Origin of the sequence: Streptomyces sp. NBC_00210 (genome assembly GCF_045160975.1) — a bacterium.
GTDB lineage: Bacteria > Actinomycetota > Actinomycetes > Streptomycetales > Streptomycetaceae > Streptomyces.
Window position 1 is genome coordinate 3,380,197 of the sequence record NZ_CP108120.1, and the last position, 21,005, is coordinate 3,401,201.

18 protein-coding genes are annotated in these 21,005 nt (G+C 70.1%); 5 read left to right on the forward strand and 13 right to left on the reverse strand.

Annotated features, from left to right (window positions below):
- Positions 1–4: 4 nt before the first annotated feature.
- Positions 5–967, reverse strand: coding sequence for a LysR family transcriptional regulator (locus OG729_RS15215; RefSeq protein ID WP_404725751.1), 963 nt, complete (start codon positions 965–967; stop codon positions 5–7).
- Positions 968–1,029: 62 nt separating this feature from the next.
- Here OG729_RS15215 and OG729_RS15220 point away from each other — a divergent pair, with 62 nt between their 5' ends.
- The 3 genes from OG729_RS15220 to OG729_RS15230 all read left to right on the forward strand — a co-directional run bounded on the left by OG729_RS15220 (position 1,030) and on the right by OG729_RS15230 (position 4,203).
- The gene (locus OG729_RS15220) at positions 1,030–2,328 is read left to right on the forward strand and encodes an MFS transporter (protein ID WP_405806536.1); all 1,299 of its coding nucleotides are present in this window, start codon (positions 1,030–1,032) and stop codon (positions 2,326–2,328) included.
- Between the two features lie 151 nt (positions 2,329–2,479).
- Positions 2,480–3,136 carry a L,D-transpeptidase family protein gene (locus OG729_RS15225; RefSeq protein ID WP_405811143.1) on the forward strand — a complete coding sequence of 219 codons (657 nt, stop codon included), beginning with the start codon at positions 2,480–2,482 and terminating at the stop codon, positions 3,134–3,136.
- A gap of 68 nt (positions 3,137–3,204) precedes the next feature.
- Positions 3,205–4,203: a sigma-70 family RNA polymerase sigma factor gene (locus OG729_RS15230; RefSeq protein WP_405806537.1), complete on the forward strand. Its 999-nt coding sequence runs from the start codon at positions 3,205–3,207 to the stop codon at positions 4,201–4,203.
- A gap of 47 nt (positions 4,204–4,250) precedes the next feature.
- Here OG729_RS15230 and OG729_RS15235 read toward each other — a convergent pair whose 3' ends face one another.
- The 12 genes from OG729_RS15235 to OG729_RS15290 form a co-directional block, all read right to left on the reverse strand.
- Positions 4,251–4,532: an STAS domain-containing protein gene (locus tag OG729_RS15235; protein ID WP_405806538.1), complete on the reverse strand. Its 282-nt coding sequence runs from the start codon at positions 4,530–4,532 to the stop codon at positions 4,251–4,253.
- Positions 4,533–4,684: 152 nt separating this feature from the next.
- Positions 4,685–5,962 (reverse strand): thymidine phosphorylase, encoded by a 1,278-nt coding sequence (locus OG729_RS15240; protein WP_405806540.1) that lies wholly within the window; start codon positions 5,960–5,962, stop codon positions 4,685–4,687.
- 163 nt (positions 5,963–6,125) lie between these two features.
- A complete protein-coding gene (locus tag OG729_RS15245; RefSeq protein WP_405806541.1) occupies positions 6,126–6,527 on the reverse strand; it encodes a cytidine deaminase in 402 nt (133 codons plus the stop codon).
- A complete protein-coding gene (locus OG729_RS15250; protein WP_360871574.1) occupies positions 6,524–7,813 on the reverse strand; it encodes an ABC transporter permease in 1,290 nt (429 codons plus the stop codon). The genes OG729_RS15245 and OG729_RS15250 overlap by 4 nt, the downstream gene beginning before the upstream one ends.
- Positions 7,810–8,922 (reverse strand): ABC transporter permease, encoded by a 1,113-nt coding sequence (locus tag OG729_RS15255; RefSeq protein ID WP_360871576.1) that lies wholly within the window; start codon positions 8,920–8,922, stop codon positions 7,810–7,812. The genes OG729_RS15250 and OG729_RS15255 overlap by 4 nt, the downstream gene beginning before the upstream one ends.
- The gene (locus OG729_RS15260) at positions 8,919–10,517 is read right to left on the reverse strand and encodes an ABC transporter ATP-binding protein (protein WP_360871907.1); all 1,599 of its coding nucleotides are present in this window, start codon (positions 10,515–10,517) and stop codon (positions 8,919–8,921) included. Before OG729_RS15260 ends, OG729_RS15255 begins: the two co-directional genes overlap by 4 nt.
- A 177-nt stretch (positions 10,518–10,694) precedes the next feature.
- Complete coding sequence (locus OG729_RS15265; RefSeq protein ID WP_360871578.1) at positions 10,695–11,735, reverse strand: BMP family ABC transporter substrate-binding protein; 1,041 nt, start codon at positions 11,733–11,735, stop codon at positions 10,695–10,697.
- Positions 11,736–12,136: 401 nt separating this feature from the next.
- Positions 12,137–13,375 (reverse strand): amidohydrolase, encoded by a 1,239-nt coding sequence (locus tag OG729_RS15270; protein ID WP_360871910.1) that lies wholly within the window; start codon positions 13,373–13,375, stop codon positions 12,137–12,139.
- Positions 13,376–13,558: 183 nt separating this feature from the next.
- Entirely contained in the window at positions 13,559–14,641 is a 1,083-nt protein-coding gene (locus tag OG729_RS15275; RefSeq protein WP_360871580.1) for a hypothetical protein, read from the reverse strand.
- A 99-nt stretch (positions 14,642–14,740) separates the two neighbouring features.
- Positions 14,741–15,664, reverse strand: coding sequence for an N-acetylneuraminate synthase family protein (locus OG729_RS15280; RefSeq protein ID WP_360871583.1), 924 nt, complete (start codon positions 15,662–15,664; stop codon positions 14,741–14,743).
- A 13-nt stretch (positions 15,665–15,677) separates the two neighbouring features.
- On the reverse strand, positions 15,678–16,988 hold the full coding sequence (locus tag OG729_RS15285; RefSeq protein WP_405806543.1) for a cytidylyltransferase domain-containing protein: 1,311 nt from the start codon (positions 16,986–16,988) through the stop codon (positions 15,678–15,680).
- Positions 16,989–17,034: 46 nt separating this feature from the next.
- Positions 17,035–18,366, reverse strand: a complete 1,332-nt coding sequence (locus OG729_RS15290) for a DUF6716 putative glycosyltransferase (RefSeq protein WP_405806545.1) — start codon at positions 18,364–18,366, stop codon at positions 17,035–17,037.
- A gap of 187 nt (positions 18,367–18,553) precedes the next feature.
- Here OG729_RS15290 and OG729_RS15295 point away from each other — a divergent pair, with 187 nt between their 5' ends.
- Both OG729_RS15295 and OG729_RS15300 read left to right on the forward strand, forming a co-directional pair.
- Positions 18,554–19,537: a glycosyltransferase family 2 protein gene (locus OG729_RS15295; protein ID WP_405806546.1), complete on the forward strand. Its 984-nt coding sequence runs from the start codon at positions 18,554–18,556 to the stop codon at positions 19,535–19,537.
- Positions 19,537–20,892 (forward strand): polysialyltransferase family glycosyltransferase, encoded by a 1,356-nt coding sequence (locus OG729_RS15300; RefSeq protein WP_405806547.1) that lies wholly within the window; start codon positions 19,537–19,539, stop codon positions 20,890–20,892. Before OG729_RS15295 ends, OG729_RS15300 begins: the two co-directional genes overlap by 1 nt.
- Positions 20,893–21,005 lie beyond the last annotated feature (113 nt).

Genomic DNA, 21,005 nt, shown 5'->3' on the forward strand with positions numbered 1-21,005 from the left:
CGCCTCAGTCCGGCAGCAAGTGACCCCGCCTGGACAACAGGAACCGTTTGAACGCCGCCACCGGGGCCGTGTCCGGGTGGCCGTCCAGCCATGCCACCCCGATCTCCCGTACCGCCCGCGGCGCCGTCACCGTCAGTTCGACCACGCCCGGGCGGGCCACCGCCGGTGGCGGGAGCAGGGCCACGCCCAGGCCCGCCGCGACCAGGCCGCGCAGGGTTTCCGCCTCCTCGCCCTCGAAGGCCACGCGCGGCGTGAAGCCCGCCTCCGCGCACAGGTCGTCGGTGATGCGGCGCAGCCCGTAGCCGGGTTCGAGGGTCACGAAGGTTTCGTCCGCCGCTTCGGCCAGGCGGATCCGCTTGCGGGACGCGAGGCGGTGATCGTCCGGGACCACGAGCCGCAGCCGCTGTTCGTCCAGGCGCCGGGCCACCAGGTCCGGCGCGTCCGGGACCGGCGAGGTCAGGCAGAGGTCGAGGTCGCCCGCGCGCAGGCGCTCGATCATTGCCTCGCCGTAGTTCTGGACGAGGGTGAAGCGGATACGGGGGTGGTCGGCCCGGAAGGCACGGATCAGGCCCGGCACGGTCTCCGAGCCCATCGTGTGCAGGAAGCCGAAGGCGACCTTTCCGGACGCCGGGTCCGCGTCCGCACGCACCGAGTCCGCCGCCCGCTCCACCTCGGCCAGCGCCCGCTCCACCGAGGTGAGGAACGTCCGGCCCGCCGGGGTCAGCGAGACCGTGCGGCCCTTGCGGGCGAAGAGCGTCACGCCGAGGTCCTCTTCGAGGCGGACGATCGCCCGTGACAGCGTGGACTGGGGCACGCCCATCTCCTGCGCGGCGCGCGTCACGTGCTCCTGCCGGGCGACCCCGGCGAAGTAGGCGAGGCGCGGAGCGAGCAGCAGCGCCGTGTCTTCCGCATATTCTTCGTAACTGCCTGGTGACAGCCGCGGCTGTGAGCTGTGTTGATGCACCATGGGAACGATTATTGCCATTCCATGCATTGGACGCATGAAAAACGGCGGCCTACTTTCGATGCATGCCTTCCGCCAGTACCGGGGCGCCCACCACCGTGGGTGCCCTCACCTCGCCGTCCCTCGCACCGTCCCCTTCGCACTCCGCCGAGCTCCTCGCCCCCGGCCGCCCCGGCTACCGCCGCATGAGCTTCGCGCTCTTCGCCGCGGGCGTTGCGACCTTCGCCCTCCTCTACTCCACGCAGGCGCTGCTGCCCGCCGTCTCCGCCGGCTTCGGCGTGAGCGCGAGCGCCGCCAGCTGGACGGTCTCCGCCGCGACCGGCGCGCTGGCCCTGTGCGTCCTGCCGATGAGCGCCCTCTCCGAGCGCTACGGGCGGCGCACCGTGATGACCGCCTCGCTCGCGGTCGCCGTCGTCGTCGGGCTGCTGGTGCCGTTCGCGCCGAGCCTTGAGTGGCTGGTGGCGCTGCGCGCCGTGCAGGGCGCGGCGCTTGCCGGTCTGCCCGCCTCTGCGATGGCGTTTCTCGCCGAGGAGGTACGGCCCAAGGCACTGGTCGCGGCGATCGGTCTGTTCGTGGCGGGCAACAGCATCGGCGGCATGAGCGGCCGGATCGTCACCGGCTGGGTGGCCCAGCTGTGGGGCTGGCGCGCGGGGCTCGCCGCGGTCGGCCTGATGGCGCTGGCGTGCGCGCTGGTCTTCCGGGCGATGCTCCCCAGGGCCCGTCAGTTCACGCCCGGTTCGCTCAACCCGAAGGCCCTGGCCGAAACCGTACGCGGCCACCTCGCCGACCCGCTGCTGCGGCGGCTGTACGCGATCGGCGCGCTGTTCATGACCGTCTTCGGCGCGGTCTACACGGTGATCGGCTACCGACTGGTGGAGGCGCCCTTCAACCTCCCCCAGGGCATCATCGGCTCGATCTTCCTGGTCTATCTGGTCGGCACGGTCTCGTCCGCCGCCGCCGGCACGCTGGTCGCCCGCCTCGGCCGCCGTGGTGCGCTCTACCTCGCGGTCACCACCACCGCCGCAGGCCTGCTGCTGTCGCTGGCGGACTCGCTGCCCGCCGTGCTGGTCGGCCTGGTCCTGATCACCGCGGGCTTCTTCGCGGGCCACGCGGTCGCCTCGTCCTCGGTGAGCCGTACGGCGAAGACGGGCCGCGCCCAGGCGTCGGCGCTCTACCAGTCGGCGTACTACCTGGGCAGCAGCGCGGGCGGCACGCTCGGCGCGGTCGCCTTCCACTCCGGCGGCTGGCCGGGCACGGTCCTGCTGGGTCTGCTCGCCGTCCTCGGCGTCGTATCGATCACGCTGTACGGGACGCGGGTCGCCAGGGCCGAACACCGGCTGGTGCTCGCGGCGGCCCAGCGCTGAAATAAACACCGAAATCCGCACAACTCCAACTCCCCGACGTGCGTCCAACCGGCAGGCACACCGCAATTGCACGGTGCACGGAGGGGAGTTGGTGGCTGTGAGGCGTATACCGAAGAGCACGAACCGCAGGCGAGCAGGGGTCGTGCTCGGACTGACCGGACTGGTGGTCCCGCTGACCGTGGCGCTCGGCAGCGCGCCCGCGCAGGCGGCGTCGTGCACGACATCGACGGGGCCGTACCAGAAGCAGGTGGAGAAGTTCCTGGGCCGGCCGGTGGACGGCAAGCAGTCGGCGGCCGACTGCAACGCGATCCGTGCCTTCCAGGCCAAGCACGGGATCACGCCCACCATCGGGTACGCGGGGCCGATCACCTGGCGCACCATGAGCACGATGCTCGCGCAGCGGGCGGCCGGCAAGAACCCGAACCAGGCGGGCAGGTGCCCGACCAACAAGGGCCGTATCGCGTGCGTCGACCTGACGCGCCAGCTGACCTGGATCCAGGACGGCAGGAAGCTCAAGTACGGCCCGGTGCCGGTGCGTACGGGCAAGAACGGCACCGAGACCCGTACCGGCGCGAAGAAGATCTACTGGCGGAGCATCAACCACTGGTCGACGCTCTACAACGTGCGGATGCCGTACGCGCAGTTCTTCGACCGCGGGCAGGCCTTCCACTCCACCACGAAGTCGATGTACAACCCGCCCGGCTCCGGCGGTTGTGTGAACATGCGCCCCGCGGACGCGAAGGCATACTGGAATCTGCTGAAGAACGGCGACGACGTGTACGTCTACGGGCGCAAGCCCGGAACCTGACCCCCATTGTCAGTCCGCTCCTGTAGCTTCCGGAGGACTGGTGCCAAGGGGCTACAGGGGTGGACCCGATGAGTGATACGTCAACTACGAAGGACCTGGACTCCAGGCTGGAGCAGTACCGACGGGAGCTGACCGGCTACTGCTACCGCATGCTGGGCTCGACCTTCGAGGCGGAGGACGCCGTCCAGGACACGATGGTCCGGGCCTGGCGGAGCTTCGACAAGTTCGAAGGGCGCTCGTCGCTGCGCTCCTGGCTCTACCGCATCGCGACGAACGTCTGTCTGGACATGCTGAACGCCGGAAACCGCCGGGCCCGTCCGATGGACCTCACCTCCCCCACCCCCGTCGCCCAGGCACAGCTCAACGCCCGCCCGGAGATCACCTGGCTGGAGCCGGTGCCCGACGGGCGGGTGCTGCCCTCGGTCGCCGACCCGGCGGAGACGGCGGTGGAGCGGGAGACCATCCGGCTGGCCTTCGTCGCCGCGCTCCAGCATCTGCCGCCCAAGCAGCGGGCGGTGCTGATCCTGCGCGAGGTGCTGGCCTGGAAGGCGAGCGAGGTGGCCGAGCTGCTTGCCACCTCGGTCGCCTCGGTGAACAGCGCGCTGCAGCGGGCGCGGGCGACGCTCGCCGAATCGGAACCGGCTGCGGCGGACGCGGCAGACCCCCTCGACGACGAGCAGAAGAAGCTCCTCGACCGCTATGTCGCGGCCTTCGAGGGGTACGACATGAAGGCGCTGACGGCGCTGCTCCATGAGGACGCGACCATGTCCATGCCGCCCTACGACCTGTGGCTGCGCGGCCACGACGACATCGTGGGCTGGATGCTGGGCGTCGGCGAGGTCTGCCGGGGTTCGAAGCTGGTCCCGACCGTGGCAAACGGATCGCCGGCGTTCGCGCACTACCACCCCAGCCAGACGGGCGACGGGTACGAGCCGTGGGCGCTGATCGTCCTGGAGGTCAGGGACGGCATGGTCGGCGGGATGGACTTCTTCCTGGACACCAAGCGCTGGTTCCCGCTGTTCGAACTGCCGGACCGGCTGGACGGGGCGGGCGCGCCCGCGGGTTAGCTCGCGTGCCAGGGCACGCGAGCCCGGCAAGATCGGCCGGACAGGACCTAAGCGACCTCGCCGAGACCGACCAGGTCCAGCAGGGCCCGCAGCTCCGGCCCGGCATTGCGCAGCCGGATCCGGCTGCCCAGCCGCCGTGCGGTGAGCTGGAGGCAGGCGACGGCGTTGACGGCGGCGAGGTTCGCATCGGTGAGCCCGCCGACGTCACAGATCGCCTCGGTGGCATCGGCACCCGTGAGCCGCGCGCTCAACTCCTCGCACAGGCGCGGCACATCGGCCGGGGACACTCTCCCTGCGATGCGCACGATGATCGGCTGTGTAGCGTCCACACGGAGGAGACCGCCCCAGCGTCCAGAACTCATCGAGGTACCCGGTCGTCGGCCCATGGCCCCATGTCCCCGTCCCGTCGCAGTGGCGGATATGCCCTGCTCTGTGGACCGCCCGGCGGGCCGATTCTCATCGGTCCGCCGAGCGACGCGGGTCAGGCGATGCGGTCCAGCACGATCGGGTCGGCGGTGAACTCCGTGCCCGCGGGGGCGATGTCGTACGCCGCCTTCAGCGAGTCCAGCGCGTAGTCGAACTTCTGCGGGGTGTCCGTGTGCAGGGTCAGCAGCGGCTGGCCCGCGGTGACCTGCTCACCGGGCTTGGCGTGCAGCTCGACACCCGCGCCCTCCTGCACCGGGGCCTCCTTGCGGGCGCGGCCGGCGCCCAGGCGCCAGGCGGCGAGGCCGACGTCGTAGGCATCGAGACGGGTCAGTACGCCGGAGGACGGAGCCGTCACCACGTGCTGCTCGCGGGCGACCGGGAGCGTGGCGTCCGGGTCACCGCCCTGGGCCGCGATCATGCGTCGCCAGACGTCCATCGCCGAGCCGTCGGCCAGCGCCTTCGCCGGGTCCGCGTCCTTGATGCCGGCCGCGTCGAGCATCTCGCGGGCGAGCGCCAGGGTCAGCTCGACGACATCGGCGGGGCCGCCGCCCGCGAGGACCTCGACGGACTCGCGGACCTCGAGGGCGTTGCCCGCGGTGAGGCCGAGCGGGGTCGACATGTCGGTGAGGAGCGCGACGGTCTTCACGCCGCTGTCGGTGCCCAGCGCGACCATGGTGGAGGCCAGTTCGCGGGCGTCCTCGATGGTCTTCATAAAGGCGCCGGTGCCCACCTTGACGTCAAGGACCAGCGAGCCGGTGCCCTCGGCGATCTTCTTGGACATGATCGAGGAGGCGATGAGCGGAATCGCCTCGACGGTGCCTGTGACATCCCGCAGGGCGTACAGCTTCTTGTCCGCCGGGGCCAGTCCGTCGCCTGCCGCGCAGATCACCGCGCCGGTGGTGTCCAGGACGTGCAGCATCTCCTCGTTGGAGAGCAGCGCGCGCCAGCCGGGGATGGACTCCAGCTTGTCCAGGGTGCCGCCGGTGTGGCCGAGGCCGCGGCCGCTCAGCTGCGGCACGGCCGCGCCGCACGCCGCCACCAGGGGCGCGAGCGGCAGCGTGATCTTGTCGCCGACGCCGCCCGTGGAGTGCTTGTCGGCGGTCGGGCGGGAGAGCGCGTCGAAGTTCATGCGCTCGCCGCTCGCGATCATCGCGGCGGTCCAGCGGGCGATCTCCGCACGGTTCATGCCGTTCAGCAGTATCGCCATCGCCAGCGCCGACATCTGCTCGTCGGCGACCTCACCGCGCGTGTAGGCGTCGATGACCCAGTCGATCTGCTCGGGGCTCAGCTCGCCCCGGTCCCGCTTGGTGCGGATGACGGAGATGGCGTCCATGGGATTCCTTCCGGCAAGTGCTGTGTTTGCGTACGCGCGACTCTACGCGCATAGAGGTATGAGGGGTCGCGGCCCTCCCGCGAACGGGAGGGCCGCGATGCCAGGGTGTGCCCCAGCCCAGATGCCAGGGCACGCGAGCCCGGCAAGATCCGAAAGACAGGCCCTAGCCCACCAGATGCCCGGGCCCGAAGGACTGCGGCAGCATCTCGGAGAGCGGGAGCACCCCTTGCGGGGTCTCCAGCAGCAGTTCGGGCCCGCCGAACTCGTACAGCAGCTGACGGCACCGGCCGCACGGGACCAGGATCTCGCCCCGGCCGTCCACGCAGGTGAAGTGGGTCAGCCGGCCGCCGCCGGTGGCCTGGAGCTGCGAGACGAGACCGCACTCCGCGCACAGGCTCAGCCCGTACGACGCGTTCTCGACGTTGCAGCCGGTCACCGTGCGGCCGTCGTCGACGACCGCCGCGACTCCGACCGGGTAGCCCGAGTAGGGGGCGTACGCACGCGACATCGCCTCGCGCGCCTGCTCCCGCAGAGCGTCCCAGTCGAAGGTCACTGACGTCGTCACTTGCCCTGACCCTTGCGGTAGCGCATTCCGTCGGCCTTCGGCATCCGCAGGCGCTGCGCGGAGAGCGACAGGACCAGCAGCGTCACGACATACGGAGTGGCCGTCACGAACTCGTTCGGGACCGTCTCCGTGCTGATGTACCAGAGCAGGACGCTGACGGCGATGACCGCGCTGATCACGGAGGGGACGAAGCTCTTGCGGTAGAGCTTCCAGGCCGCGAGGCCCGCGAGGACGACCACGAGCAGCAGCAGGAGCGCGTGGACGGACTCGCCGCCGTTGCGCAGCTGGAGAGCGTCGGAGAAGCCGAACAGGCCCGCACCCATGGCGAGTCCGCCGGGACGCCAGTTACCGAAGATCATCGCCGCGAGGCCGATGTATCCGCGGCCGCCCGTCTGGCCCTCGTTGTAGATGTGCGAGGTGACCAGCGAGAGGAACGCGCCGCCGAGACCCGCCAGACCGCCGGAGACGATCACCGCGATGTACTTGTACGTGTAGACGTTGACGCCGAGCGACTCCGCCGCGATCGGGTTCTCGCCGCAGGAGCGCAGCCGCAGACCGAACGCGGTCTTCCACAGTACGAAGAAGGTCAGCACGAACAGCACCGCCGCCAGGATGGTCAGCAGCGACAGGTTGGTGACCACGCCGCCCAGCACACCGGCCAGGTCCGAGATGAAGAACCAGTGGTGCGCCTCGATCGAATGCAGCCAGTCGGAGATCCCTGGAATCGTGACCGAGGTGATCTCGTCGACCGGCGGGGACTGCTTGGGGCTGCCGCCCTTGGACGCCGCCTCACCGGAGTTGAACCACAGCTTGGCGAAGTAGGTGGTGACACCGACCGCCAGGATGTTGATCGCGATACCGGAGATGATGTGGTCGACGCCGAAGGTGACGGTGGCGACCGCGTGCAGCAGACCGCCGAACATGCCGCCGAGCACACCGGCGAGTACGCCGAGCCAGGGACTGGTCTGCCAGCCGGCCCAGGCACCGAAGAAGGTGCCGAGGATCATCATGCCTTCGAGGCCGATGTTGACCACGCCCGCGCGCTCGGCCCACAGACCGCCGAGACCGGCGAGGCCGATCGGCACCGCCATGGCGAGGGCAGCGCTGATCTGACCCGCCGACGTGATGTCCTGGGCGCCGGTGATGGCGCGCACCGCCGACAGCGCGAGCAGGGCACCCGCGATGATCAGCAGAATGACGGGGAGGGAGAGGCGGGTGCGGCCGCCCTTGCCGCCGGCCACCTTGGGGGCCGCGGGCGGCGGGGTGGAAGTCGCCGTGGCGCTCACGCCGACACCTCCTGCTGGTCGGAGTTACTGGCCTGGGCGGCGAGCTTCTCGCCGACCTGCCGCTGCTGGCGCTTGATGCCGTAGCGGCGCACGACTTCGTAGGCGATGACGACACACAGGACGATGACGCCCTGGATGACGCCGACGATCTCCTTGTCGTAGCCCTCGAACTCGAGCTTTCCGGAACCGCGCTCCAGGAAGGCCCACAGCAGCGCGCCGAGCGCGATGCCGACGGGGTTGTTGCGGCCGAGGAGGGCGATGGCGATGCCGGTGAAGCCGACACCGACCGGGAAGTCACCGCTGTACTCGAAGGAGTCGTTGAGCAGGGTCGGCATACCGATCAGGCCGGCCATGGCGCCGGAGATCAGCATCGAGGTGACGACCATCCTCTTCACATCGACGCCGCTGGCCTCGGCCGCGGAGCCGGACTGGCCGACCGTACGCAGGTCGAAGCCGAATCGGGTGCGCGAAAGCGCGAACCAGAACCCGATGCCCGCGACGATCGCGATCACGATGAAGCCCCAGATGGGGGTCGGCGTGGTCGGGAACTCGAAGAAGTGGGAGGACTCGGGGATCGGGGTGGTGGAGATCTTCGTGCCGGCCTTGTCGAGGTGGCCGAGCCGGCCGACCTGGAGGAGGTAGCCGATGATCGCCGTGGCGATGGCGTTCAGCATGATCGTCGAGACGACCTCGCTGACGCCGCGGGTGACCTTGAGAACACCGGCGATACCGGCCCACATCGCGCCGACGATCATCGCGGTGAGGATGATCAGCGGGATCTGCACAACGCCCGGGAGGGTCAGCGCGCCGCCGAGCGCGGCGGCGAAGAAGGCCGCGAGCCGGTACTGGCCGTCGACACCGATGTTGAACAGGTTCATCCGGAAGCCGAGGGCGACCGCGAGACCCGCCAGGTAGTACGTGGTGCCCTTGTTCAGGATGTAGACCTGGCTGTCCGACTTCGTGCCGTAGTCGAACATGATGCCGAAGGCGTTGAACGGCTCCTTGCCGGTGGCGGCCAGCACCAGGGCCGTCACCAGGAAGGCGACCACGATCGCGAGCAGGGGCGCGGCAATCCCCAGGAGCACTCGCTCCTTGTCGATCTTCTTCATCGGTCCTCTCCCCCGTCGGGGTCGTTGACGGGGTGGCCGTCGGCGTTGTTGCCCGGCGCCTCGAGGTGCCCGGTGGCGGCACCCGTCATGGCCGAGCCCAGCTCCTCGGGAGTGATGGTGGCAGGGTCGGCGTCGGCGACCAGCCGGCCGCGGTACATGACACGCAGCGTGTCGGAGAGTCCGATCAGCTCGTCCAGGTCCGCGGAGATGAGCAGTACGGCCAGGCCCTCGCGGCGTGCCGCGCGGATCTGGTCCCAGATCTGCGCCTGCGCGCCGACGTCCACACCGCGGGTGGGGTGGGCGGCGATCAGCAGCTTCGGGCTGTGGCTCATCTCGCGGCCGACGATCAGCTTCTGCTGGTTGCCGCCGGAGAGGGAGGCCGCGGTGACTTCGATACCGGGGGTGCGTACGTCGTACTCGCGCACGATCCGCGCGGTGTCCGCGCGAGCGGCCTTGAGGTCGAGGAACGCGCCCTTGCTGTTGGGCTCCTCGGTGACATGGCCGAGGATGCGGTTCTCCCAGAGCGGGGCTTCCAGCAGCAGTCCGTGCCGGTGCCGGTCCTCGGGGATGACGGCGACACCGTGCTCGCGGCGCTTGCGCGTCGGCGCGTGCGAGATGTCGTCGGTGTTCAGGGTGAGGACGCCGGTGTCCGGGGTTCTCATGCCCATGATGGCCTCGACCAGTTCGGACTGACCGTTGCCCTCGACGCCGGCGATGCCGAGCACCTCACCCTTGTGGATGGTGAAGTTGATGCCGTCGAGCACCGCGCGTACGACACCGTCGGGGTCGGTGGCGGTCAGCCGCAGGTCCTGGACGGTGAGCATCGGCGTGTCGGTGACGGTCGACTCACGGGTCTCCGGCGAGGGCAGCTGGCTGCCGACCATCAGCTCGGCGAGCTGCTTGGTGGTGACCGACTTCGGGTCGGCGTCGCCGACCGTGGTGCCGCGGCGGATGACCGTGATCGTGTCGGCGACCGACAGCACCTCACCCAGCTTGTGCGAGATGAAGATGACCGTCAGGCCCTCGGCCTTGAGTCCGCGCAGGTTCTCGAAGAGCGCGTCGACCTCCTGCGGGACGAGCACGGCGGTCGGCTCGTCGAGGATGAGGATGCGGGCGCCGCGGTAGAGGACCTTGAGGATCTCCACGCGCTGGCGGTCGGCGACACCGAGGTCCTCGACATAGGCGTCCGGACGGATGTTGAGGCCGTACGCGTCCGAGATCTCCTTGATCTTGGCGCGGGCCTTGTCGCCGATGCCGTACAGCTTCTCTGAGCCGAGAACGACGTTCTCGAGGACGGTGAGGTAGTCGGCGAGCATGAAGTGCTGGTGGACCATGCCGATGCCGCGGTCGATGGCGTCGCCGGGATCGTGGAACGAGACCTGCTCGCCGTCCACCGCGATGGTGCCCTCGTCCGGCTTCTGCATGCCGTAAAGGATCTTCATCAGAGTGGACTTGCCCGCACCGTTCTCGCCGACGAGGGCGTGCACGGTGCCGCGGCGCACGGTGATGTCGATGTCGTGGTTGGCCACGACCCCGGGGAATCGCTTGGTGATGCCGCGGAGCTCTACGGCATGGGAAGTGCTGGACGCTTTGATGGCGCACTCTCCTAGGCAGGGAGTGGGAGGAGCAGAGGCGGTGGTGGCGAAAAATACCGCGTAGGGGGAGTGCTACGCGCGTAGCGCCGCCAAATTGTTGAGGTGCCGAACCCGCTACGTGAGTCGGGGCCCGGACAAGCGGCCGAAGCAGCTCCTCCGGGCCCCGTCACGGGCCGGTCAGGTCGTGGTCTTGACCTTGATGGTGCCGTCGACGATCTTCTTCTTCGCCTCGTCGAGCTTGGCCTGGATGTCCTTGAGGTGGTCACCCGTGGTGGTCAGGCTGACGCCGTTCTCCGCGAGCGAGTACACGTGCGTTCCGACGAGCGGCTTGCCGTCCTTGACGGACTTGGCGAGGTCGTAGACACCAGTGTCCACGTTCTTGACGACCGAGGTGAGGATCGAGGCGGCGTACTTGGACAGGGCCGGGTCCTTGGCCTGGTCCGAGTCGACACCGATGGCCCAGGCGCCCTTCTGGGCGGCCACGGCCTCGATCGAACCGGCGCCGGAGCCGCCCGCCGCCGCGTAGATGACGTCGATGCCCTTGTCGAGCATGCCCTTGGCCGCAGCCTTGCCCTTGTCCGGGCTGCCGAAGCCGGAGAGGTCCGAGCCCGTGGTCAGGTACTGGATCTGCACCTTGGCCTTGGGGTTGGTCTCCAGGACGCCCTGCTGGAAGCCGGCCGCGAACTTCTTGATCAGCGGAAGGTCCACACCGCCGATGAAGCCGATCTGACCGTCCTTGGACTTGAGCGCCGCCGCGACACCGGCGAGGTACGAGCCCTGCTCCTCGGTGAAGACGATGTTGTCGACGTTCTTCGCCTCGGCGACGGAGTCGACAAGACCGAAGTTGACCTTCGGGTACTTGGCCGCGACCTTGTCGAGCGCGTCCTTGTAGGCGAAGCCCACGGCGATGACGGGGTCGTAGCCGCCCTCGGCGAGGGAGGCCAGACGCGCCTCACGGTCGGCCGGGGTCTCACCGTTCTTGGCGGTGAGCTCCTTGGCCTCGGCCTTGAACTCGGCCTTGGCCTTGTCCAGACCGCGGGCCGCGGAGTCGTTGAAGGAGTTGTCGCCACGGCCGCCGACGTCGTAGGCCATGCCGATCTTGAGGGTGCCCTTGGTCGAGCCCGAGGACTCGGTGGACGACTCGCCACACGCGGTGGCGGTGAAAGCGAGGGCCGCAGTGGCGATACACGCGGCAGTGATCTTGGATACCCGGCGCAAGAGGAGGGGTCCCTTCAAGACTGACCGAAAGCGCCTCTTCCGGCGCTGGTTTTGCCGCGATCGTAACGCGCGTAGATGTCAGTTAAAGACCTGTTCATGAGTCGTTATCGGATCGTCGCGAACAGCGAACCCGCCAACTCCCGGCTGACGACTCAAGCAGCATGTCACTCCCAACCTCGACAGCTACACGCAGCGACACGATCAAGCCATTCGGTCACTCGGACGTTATAAGGGGAGCGGAACCCATTGAACACCCGAAAGACCGCGTTCGCTGCGATCGTCATGAGCATTGCCAGCCGGACGAGCCGCCCGGCCTCTGCGGGGCTCAGCAGAGACGATCAACGTGAGTCGGCCCGCCGAGAACACCGGCGGGCCGACTCACTCATGAACGCCGTCGCGGCTCAGGCGCGTCCGTCGAGCAGCGCGGCAGCCGTGAAGAGCTCCACGCCGACCGTGATCGCGTGCTCGTCCGCGTCGAAGTCGCCCCGGTGCAGATCGCGCCGGGTGGTGTCGCCGGGCGTGCGCACGCCCAGTCGCGCCATCGCGCCCGGGACATGCTCCAGGTACCAGGAGAAGTCCTCGCCGCCCAGACTCTGTTCGGTGTCCTCGATTGCGTACGATCCCCGGCGCGCGGTCTGCGCGTCATGCAGCAGCTCGGTGACGACCGGGTCGTTGACCACCGGCGGGACCCCGCGGATGTAGTTGATCTGCGACTTGGCTCGGTGCAGGGTGGCGATCTCGTCGATGGCGGCGTGCACCATGTCGGGAGCCGCGCGCCAGCCCGCCAGATCCAGGCAGCGGACGGTTCCGGACAGCTCCGCGTGCTGCGGGATGACGTTGCAGGCGTGGCCCGCCTCGATACGGCCCCAGGTCACCGCGAGCCCGGAGCGTGCGTCGACGCGGCGGGCGAGCAGGGCAGGGACCTCGGTGACGACCTTCGCGGCTGCGTTGACCAGGTCGGTGGTCAGATGCGGGCGGGCGGTGTGCCCGCCGGGGCCGTCGAGCGTGACCTCGAGCCGGTCGCAGGCGGAGGTGATGGGCCCGGGACGCAGCCCGATGACACCCGCGTCGACCTTGGGGTCGCAGTGCACCGCGATGATCTTGCTCACGCCTTCGAGGACGCCCGACTCTATGGCGTCGGCCGCTCCGCCGGGCAGCACCTCCTCGGCGGGCTGGAAGATCAGCCGGACCGGCTGCGGCAGCAGCCCCTGCCGGTCGAGGTCCGCGAGCACGAGCCCGGCGCCGAGGACCGCGGTGGTGTGCACGTCGTGCCCGCAGGCGTGGGCCCGGTCGGGGACGGTGGAGCGGTAGGGCACCCCGGTCTTGGTGTCGGGGATGGGGAGCGCGTCGATGTCGGCGCGGAGCGCGAAGAGGGGACGCTTGCGGTCCCGGCTGCCGATGTCACACACGAGCCCGGTGCCGGTGGAGAGTACGCGCGGCCTGAGCCCTGCCTGCTCCAGTCGCGCCTTGAGTGCGGCGGTGGTACGGAACTCCTGGTTGCCGAGCTCGGGGTGCATGTGCAAGTCGCGGCGGAAGGTGATCAGTTCGGCGCGCAGCGATTCGGACAGCGTGCCGGGCAGTACTGCTTCCCCTTCCCCGGGCGCTTCACCGGGCAGGTCTGCTTCGGACTCGCGGGACATCAGTTGGTTCACCTGTTGAAGAGTAGGCCCAGAGACCGGCCAACTGACCACTGATCAACAAAAGTTCAGCCCGTTAGGGTAAGGAAAGGTGGCCCCGAGGTGCATGATTGCCCACGCCTGTGGGTAAGCTCACTCCTCTTCTCGACCGTACCTCAACCCGCTGACGGCCGAACGATCACGGTTTCAGGCCGGTGCGGGCAGCCGCTGCACATCCCGGGCCGTCCCCGTCACCCCCGCCAGGAACCCCTGAGCCCGCGGTGACGCAGTGTCCCTGAGCCACTCCGGTGCGATGTCGCAGACCGCGACCCTGATGCCCGTGCCCACCAGGGCGAGCGGCAGGGTGTGCACCACGGTGGAGGGGAAACTGAGGACCGTACGCCCGATCGGGCCACGGCGGGCGATCAGCTCCAGCGGCAGATCCGGGCGGACGATCTCCAGTCCGGTCTCGACGGCGAGCCGGTGCAGCTTGTCGGAGCTCTCGCGACGGTGCGCGAAGTAGCGCGTCGCACCGTGCGTACGGGCCAGCGCGGCGACCGCCTCCACATACTGGTCCGGGTCGACGACCCCCGTCTCCACGAGGGACGTGCCGACCAGGTCGGCACCCCGGGTGATCTTGGGTGGTCCGAAGCGGGAGCGTGTCCAGGCGAACCGGTTCGGTGTGAGCGTGACCCCCGGCGGCGGCTCGACCGGCATCGAGGTGAAGACCTCGACGTCACGGCTGCGGGACGGGGTGAGCCTGCGGCGGGCCAGAAAGGTGACCGGTGCGAGGACCAGCTCGCGCGGGCCGCGCCTGCCGCGCCGGTGCCAGCGCACCAGCTTCTCGCCGCGCGCCAGCTGCGCCACGAACTCCATCGTGGCGGTGCCGTCGTCGACCACGGTCAGATCCTTGCCGCCGAAGAGCGTCAGCAGCAGCTGTACATAGCGCGAGAACGGGTCCCCGATCACGATGCGCTCGGCACGGTGCAGCATCGGCGCCAGCTCACGCACCGTCTTCAGCGGCGCGCCCGCGCCGCCGCGCGCCTCCTGCCAGCGCACCGTGAACCCCTCGTCGCGGGCCAGCTCCGCCATCCGGCGCAGCTGGCCACGCGACATCGGGTCGGTGGGCGACAGGACGACCACGGTGAGATCGGCGACCGGAAGCCGCGTCCTGGCGGCCGGGCCCGTCGGCTGCCCGGGGACACCGGCCAGCGGCGCGCCCGGCCGGGCGTGCGCCCATTCCAGGACGTTCAGAAGCTGGACCGGACTCTCGACGAAGGCGAGATTCACCGTCGTTCACCTCGTGATTCCCAGTCGGCGGGACGACACAGTCGGGCGGCGGGACGACGCAGCTGGGCTGCGCGACGACTCGGCGCGGCGGCGGACACGTCAGACCGCGGCCGGCTCACGGTCGCCCGCCTCGGCGACGACGCCCGCGACCCGGCGCAGCTTCTTCATCGGCGCGAGCTCGGACTCGTAGACCTTCTTGACGCCGTCACCCAGCGCGGTCTCGATGGTCCGGATGTCGCGGACCAGGCGCTGCAGGCCACCCGGCTCGACCGAGGCGGCCTGGTCGGAGCCCCACATCGCGCGGTCGAGCGTGATGTGGCGCTCGACGAACGCCGCGCCGAGCGCGACCGCGGCGAGCGTGGTCTGCAGGCCCGTCTCGTGGCCGCTGTAGCCGATCGGGACGTTCGGGTACTCGGCCTGGAGGGTGTTGATCACGCGGAGGTTGAGCTCTTCGGCCTTCGCCGGGTACGTCGACGTGGCGTGGCAGAGCAGGATGTTGTCGCTGCCGAGCACCTCCACCGCGTGCCGGATCTGGCGCGGCGTGGACATGCCGGTGGAGAGGATGACGGTCTTGCCGGTGGCGCGCAGGGCGCGCAGCAGCTCGTCGTCGGTGAGCGAGGCGGAGGCGACCTTGTGGGCCGGCACGTCGAACTTCTCCAGGAAGGCGACGGCCTCGGTGTCCCACGGGGACGCGAACCAGTCGATGCCGCGCTTCTTGCAGTGCGCGTCGATCTGGCGGTACTCGTCCTCGCCGAACTCCACCCGGTGGCGGTAGTCGATGTACGTCATCCGGCCCCAGGGGGTGTCGCGCTCGATGTCCCACTGGTCGCGCGGGGTGCAGATCTCGGGGGTGCGCTTTTGGAACTTGACCGCGTCGCAGCCCGCGTCGGCGGCGGCGTCGATGAGCGCAAAGGCGTTGTGCAGGTCGCCGTTGTGGTTGATGCCGATCTCGCCGGTGACGTAGACGGAGTGGCCGGGGCCAGCGGTCTTGGTGCCCAGGGTGCGCAGACGGGACGTGCTCATGGGGGGCGGTTCCTTACTTCTCAGGGGACTTGTGGGACGAGGCAGGGGTGTCGTGGCTGTTTGCAGGAGCGGTGTTGGCAGGGGTGTGGAGCGTCGGGCCGAGGAGCCAGGCGGCGATCTCGCGGATCGCCCCCTCGCCGCCGCGCGCTGTGGTGACGGCACGCGCGGCGTCGCGCACGGAGCCGTGCGCACTCGCCACGGCCACGGGCCAGCCGGCGAGGTGGAAGCACGGAAGGTCGTTGACGTCGTTGCCGACGTAGAGCACCCGCTCCGGTGCGATCCCGTGCTCCTCGCACCACTGCTTCAGTGCGAGGTCCTTGCGGTCGATGCCGTGCAGGACGGGGATCCGGAGTTTGCGGGCGCGGGCGGCGACGACCGGGTTCTGCTCGGTGGACAGGATGAGCAGCTCGAGGCCGGCCTTGCGCAGATGCGCGATGCCGAGGCCGTCGCCGCGGTGCACGGCGACTGTTTCCCGGCCGTCCGCGTCGATGTAGACGCGGTCGTCGGTCTGCGTGCCGTCGAAGTCCAGAACGACGGCGTCGACGTCCTCGCGCGTGGGCAGCGCGGGGGTGTCGAGCAGCGGTGCGAGCGCACGGGCCCGGTCGAGGTCGTGCGGATCGTCGACCTCCAGGACGCGCGCCGGGTCGGTGGGTACGAGTGCGGTGCGGCCGAAGAAACGGTGCCCGGCCTCCCGGAAGCCGGTGGCGGACATCGCGTACGCGGCCCCGGTCTCCAGGAAGTCCTGCGGCCTGTCCTGGCGGCGCGGCCGGAAGGACGCGTCGTGGTTGACGCCGTACCCCGAGGCCTCGGCGGTGTCGACGAGCAGCGCCGTGGAGCCTGCGATGCGCTGGGCGCCGTTGTTCGTCGCGGAGCCGACGTCGCCGTCCTCCTCGCGCCAGACGAAGCCGTGGAAGGGCGCGACGGTCACCGCGCTGTCCGCGCCGCCCTCGACGACCGCGGACGCGACGCCCTCGACGTCCTCGCGGGTCAGGAACGGGCTGGTGCACTGGACGAGCAGGACCACGTCCACGGGCCTGCCGTGCATCGCCTCGTGCGCGTCCATCGCGTGCAGCACCGCGGCCTCGCTGGTGGCGGTGTCCCCCGCGATCGCCGCCGGGCGCAGCACCACTTCGGCACCGGCGCCGCGCGCGGCGGTCGCGATGTCCGGGTCGTCCGTGGAGACCACGACGCTCGTGACCAGGCGGGCGGCGAGGCTCTCGCGCACGGCGCGCGCCACGAGCGGCATGCCGCCCACGGGGGCCAGGTTCTTGGCCGGTACGCCCTTGGAGCCGCCACGGGCGGGGATCACGGCGAGAACGGTCATCGGGGCTCCTGAGTACGGGAGTTGAAGACGGGCGGGCGGTTCGGGCTCACAGCTCGCCCATCCGGCGGATGACGGGTGCGACGCGCTGCACGCCGTGGCGGTACGCGCCGCGCGCCGCGTTCCGTACGGCGTCGCGCACCACCCGCCGTACGCCGCTGATCTCGGCCTTGGCAGCCGCGCCCGGCAGCGGAGTGCCGTCGGGGGCCAGGTGGTGGCGGGCGAGGATGCCGGGCAGATAGCCGGGCGCTGTCGCGGGCGTGTAGTACGGAGCGAGCGGCGCGAGTCCGGGACGCTCGAGCAGCTCGGCGACGCGCTTGCGGGCCGCGTCGAAGGCCGTGTCGTACGCACCGTCGGCGGCGACGCCCTGCCTGGCCAGCCAGTCCGGGTCGGGAGCCGGGCGGTGGCCGCCGTCGAGCCGGTCGAAGGAGGTCAGCAGCCCGGAGCCGAGGAAATGATGGTTGCCCAGCGCCTCGCGCACGCCCAGGTCGGAGAGGACCGCGGTGGGGATGCCGCGGTGCAGGGACTCCAGCGCGGCCGTCGAGGAGAGGGTCACCAGCAGGTCGGTGCGGTCGAGAACCTCGCCCATGTGCCCGTACACCAGGCGGAAGTTGGGCGGCAGTCCGCCGGGCAGCCGGTCGGCGAGCTTCTGGTACGGCAGCTCTTCGAGGTGCGTGGTGTGCTCGCCGGGCTTGGAGCGCAGCTTCAGCAGCACCTCGCGGTGCGGGTGGAGCCTTGCGTGCTCGACCAGTCGCCGCAGCAGATAGGTGCGGTCGGCGCGGGACTCGGGCACGGAGGGCTGGGCGGCGAAGACGACGGTGTCGCGGTCCTCCTCGGCCCGGTAGGGCGCGCCGCCGAGAAAGGGCAGCGCGGCCTCGGTGACGCACGAGGCGTCGGCGCCCACGCCTTCGTACACCGCACGGAAGCGGTCGGCGTCGTGGCGGGAGTTGGCGAGTACGACGTCCGCACCGTGCCGCAGCAGCAGTCCGTCGGCGAGCTTCTCGTAGACGACGCCGACATAGCCGGTGACGACGACGGGCCGCCGCGGCAGTGGCAGGGCGGCGAGTCCGTGCAGCATGGCCTGGACGGCGCCGCCGACGAGCGCGAGCACGATCACGTCGTACGGCTCGTCCGCGTCCCGTATCGCCCCCAGGAACTCGTTCCCGGTCACCTCGCGCAGCTCGTCGGCGCGCACGCCCACCTCGGCGAGCTGGCGGGCCGTGGGAGTGGCCCGGCCGCGCAGCAGAAAGCCGCTCAGCTCGATGGAATCCGGGGCGTCGCCCGGGGCGATACGACGCGCGGTGAGCGCGCCCCATTTCCACCGGGTGTCGGAGTCGGCGAGTACGGCGATCCGTACGGCCTGACGGGTACTTGATGGCACGCCGAGGACGTTAGAAAGGCATGTGGTTTGACGGCCCAACTCGACCACAACAGCTGGTTAACAGCGTGTCTACGATTGGCGAAAAGGGACACGAATCAAGCCGATTAACAAGTCCGTCGCTTTCTGTTCACCCGCCATCTCTCCCAGGGTCAAGACGAATGCCGGGCGCCGCCCTAACCTCACGCGGGTGGTTAAGCTCTCCGTCATCGTGCCGTTCTACAACGTGCAGACATACGCCCCCGACACCCTCAGAAGTCTCCAGGCGAACGCCCGCGAGGACTTCGAATTCCTGCTCGTCGACGACTGCTCGACGGACGGGACACCGGAGATCCTGGAGCGCGCGGAGCGTGAGGTTCCGGGAGCTCGGCTGATCAGACATGAACGGAACGGCGGGCTCGCCACCGCGCGGAACACCGGTCTGGACGCCGCGAGCGGGGAGTACCTCACCTTCCTGGACGGCGACGACTGGCTGGCGGCCGGCCACTACGAACGGCTGCTCGCCGCCATCGAGGACCTGGGCTGCGACTTCGTCCGTACCGACCATGTGCAGTGCACGGCCAGGGCCCGTACGGTCCACCGCGTCCCGGTCGGCCGGCGCGGCGAGGTGCTGCGGCCGCGCGACGCGATCCTGCCCGCCGACCGCTCGACGAGCGTCGACTACCCGATGGCCTGGGCGGGGATGTACCACCGGCGGCTCGCGGAGCGCGGGCTGCTGCACTTCACGGACGGGCTGCGCACCGCCGAGGACCGGCCGTGGATCTGGCGGCTGCACCGCGAGGCGGAGTCTTTCGCCGCCATCAGCCAGTTGGGGATCTTCTACCGACGCGGGATCGCATCATCCCTGACACAAATCGGTGACATTCGGCAGCTGGATTTCATCCGCGCATTCGACCAGGTGCTCGAAGAAACGGCAAAGGATCCGGATTCCGATCGGCTGCTGCCAAAAGCCGTACGGACGTACTGTGCTGTTATTTCCCACCACTTGGGATCAGTAGAGAGGTTCGAACCCGCAGTGGCCCGGAAATTGCGTGCGATGAGCGCGGCGGCGCTGAAGCGGATGCCGCAGGACATTCTCAAGGACGCGCTCGACTCGATGGACATCGAACGCGCGTCGAAACTGCGCAGGCTGCGCCGCCGGCCCGCCCCACTCTCCGCGGAGGCCGCGGCCTGATGCGCACGACCCAGATCTTCTACGCGTCCTCGCTGTACGGGGCCGCCACCCTGGCCGCGGCGATCGACAGCGGCGCGTTCGCCACCGCCGACCGACGGCTGCTCCTGGTCGCCAACAACTCCACCACGCCCGAGACTTCACCCTCGCTGGACCGTATGCCGGGCTTCGAGCGGCTGCGCGGCCGCTTCGACGGGGTGCTCTCCTGGAACGAGACCATCGCACCCTTCCATCCGGGCGGCTGGTCCCCGCGCCCGGACGACATCCCGCTCTGGGAGCGGTATCTGCGGATGCTGTGGGACCTGGGCGACGACCGGATCGAGCTGGCCGTCGAGTCCATCCAGGTCACTCCGGCGCTCTCGATCGCGCAGCTCTTCCCGGACGCGGCACTGGATGTGTACGCGGACGGTCTCATGAGCTACGGCCCCACCCGCAACAAGATCGACCCGCTGGTCGGCGAGCGGGTGCGCAGGCTCTTCCACCTGGATCTGGTGCCGGGGCTGAAGCCGCTGCTGCTCGCGGAGTTCGGGGCGGAGCCGCGGGTCGTACCGACGGAGGCGTTCGTCAAGGTCATCGCCGAACTCTCCGACGCGGTGACGGATCCTGCGCCCGAGGTGGAGGCCGGGGAAGAGGGCGGCGCGGAAGGGGGCGCGGCGGAGGGCACGGCCCTGCTGCTCGGCCAGTACCTCGCGGCGCTGGGCATCATCACGCCCGAGGAGGAAGAGGCCCTGCACGTCCGGATGGTGCGCGGCGCGGTCGCGCTCGGCCACCGCCGGATTGTATTCAAACCGCACCCGACGGCTCCGGCGTCCTGGACGCGCACCCTGGAGCGCGAGGCGGCGGCGCTCGAGGCGGAACTGACGGTCCTGGACCGCCCATTGATCGCCGAAGTGGTCTACCGCCGGCTGCGGCCCGCCCTGGTGGCGGGCTGTTTCTCGACCGCGCTGTGCACGGCGAGCACGTTCTACGGCATCCCGGTCGCCCGGATCGGCACCGAGCCGCTGCTCGACCGGCTGACGCCGTACCAGAACAGCAACCGGATCCCGCTGACGATCGTCGACGCGCTGCTGCCGGACCTGGCGGAGGGGGAGTCGGGGGCGCCCGGCGAGGCGGACGAGACGCTGAGGGGCCTGGTCAGCGCGGTCGGCTTCGCGATGCAGCCCCAGATCAGGCCGGATCTGCGACCGGCGGCGGAGAGCTACCTCGGCACCCATCTGAACGCCCGCACCTGGCGCTACTTCAAGCGCCGCCGCCTGACGGTGCTGGGGCTGCCGGGCGGCATCCCGGTCCCGCGGAACGCGACGGCGCGACGCGTGGTCCGCCAGGCGCGCCGCGTTGCGCGGCTGGTCCGGGGCTGAAGGGGTTTTCGGGGGTTCCGCCCCCGTACCCCCGCGCCTCAATCTCCCCCAGACTGCGTCCGGGGGGACCCCACGGGGCTTGATTTGCCCGGCCGACGGTCGCGTTCTGGGGG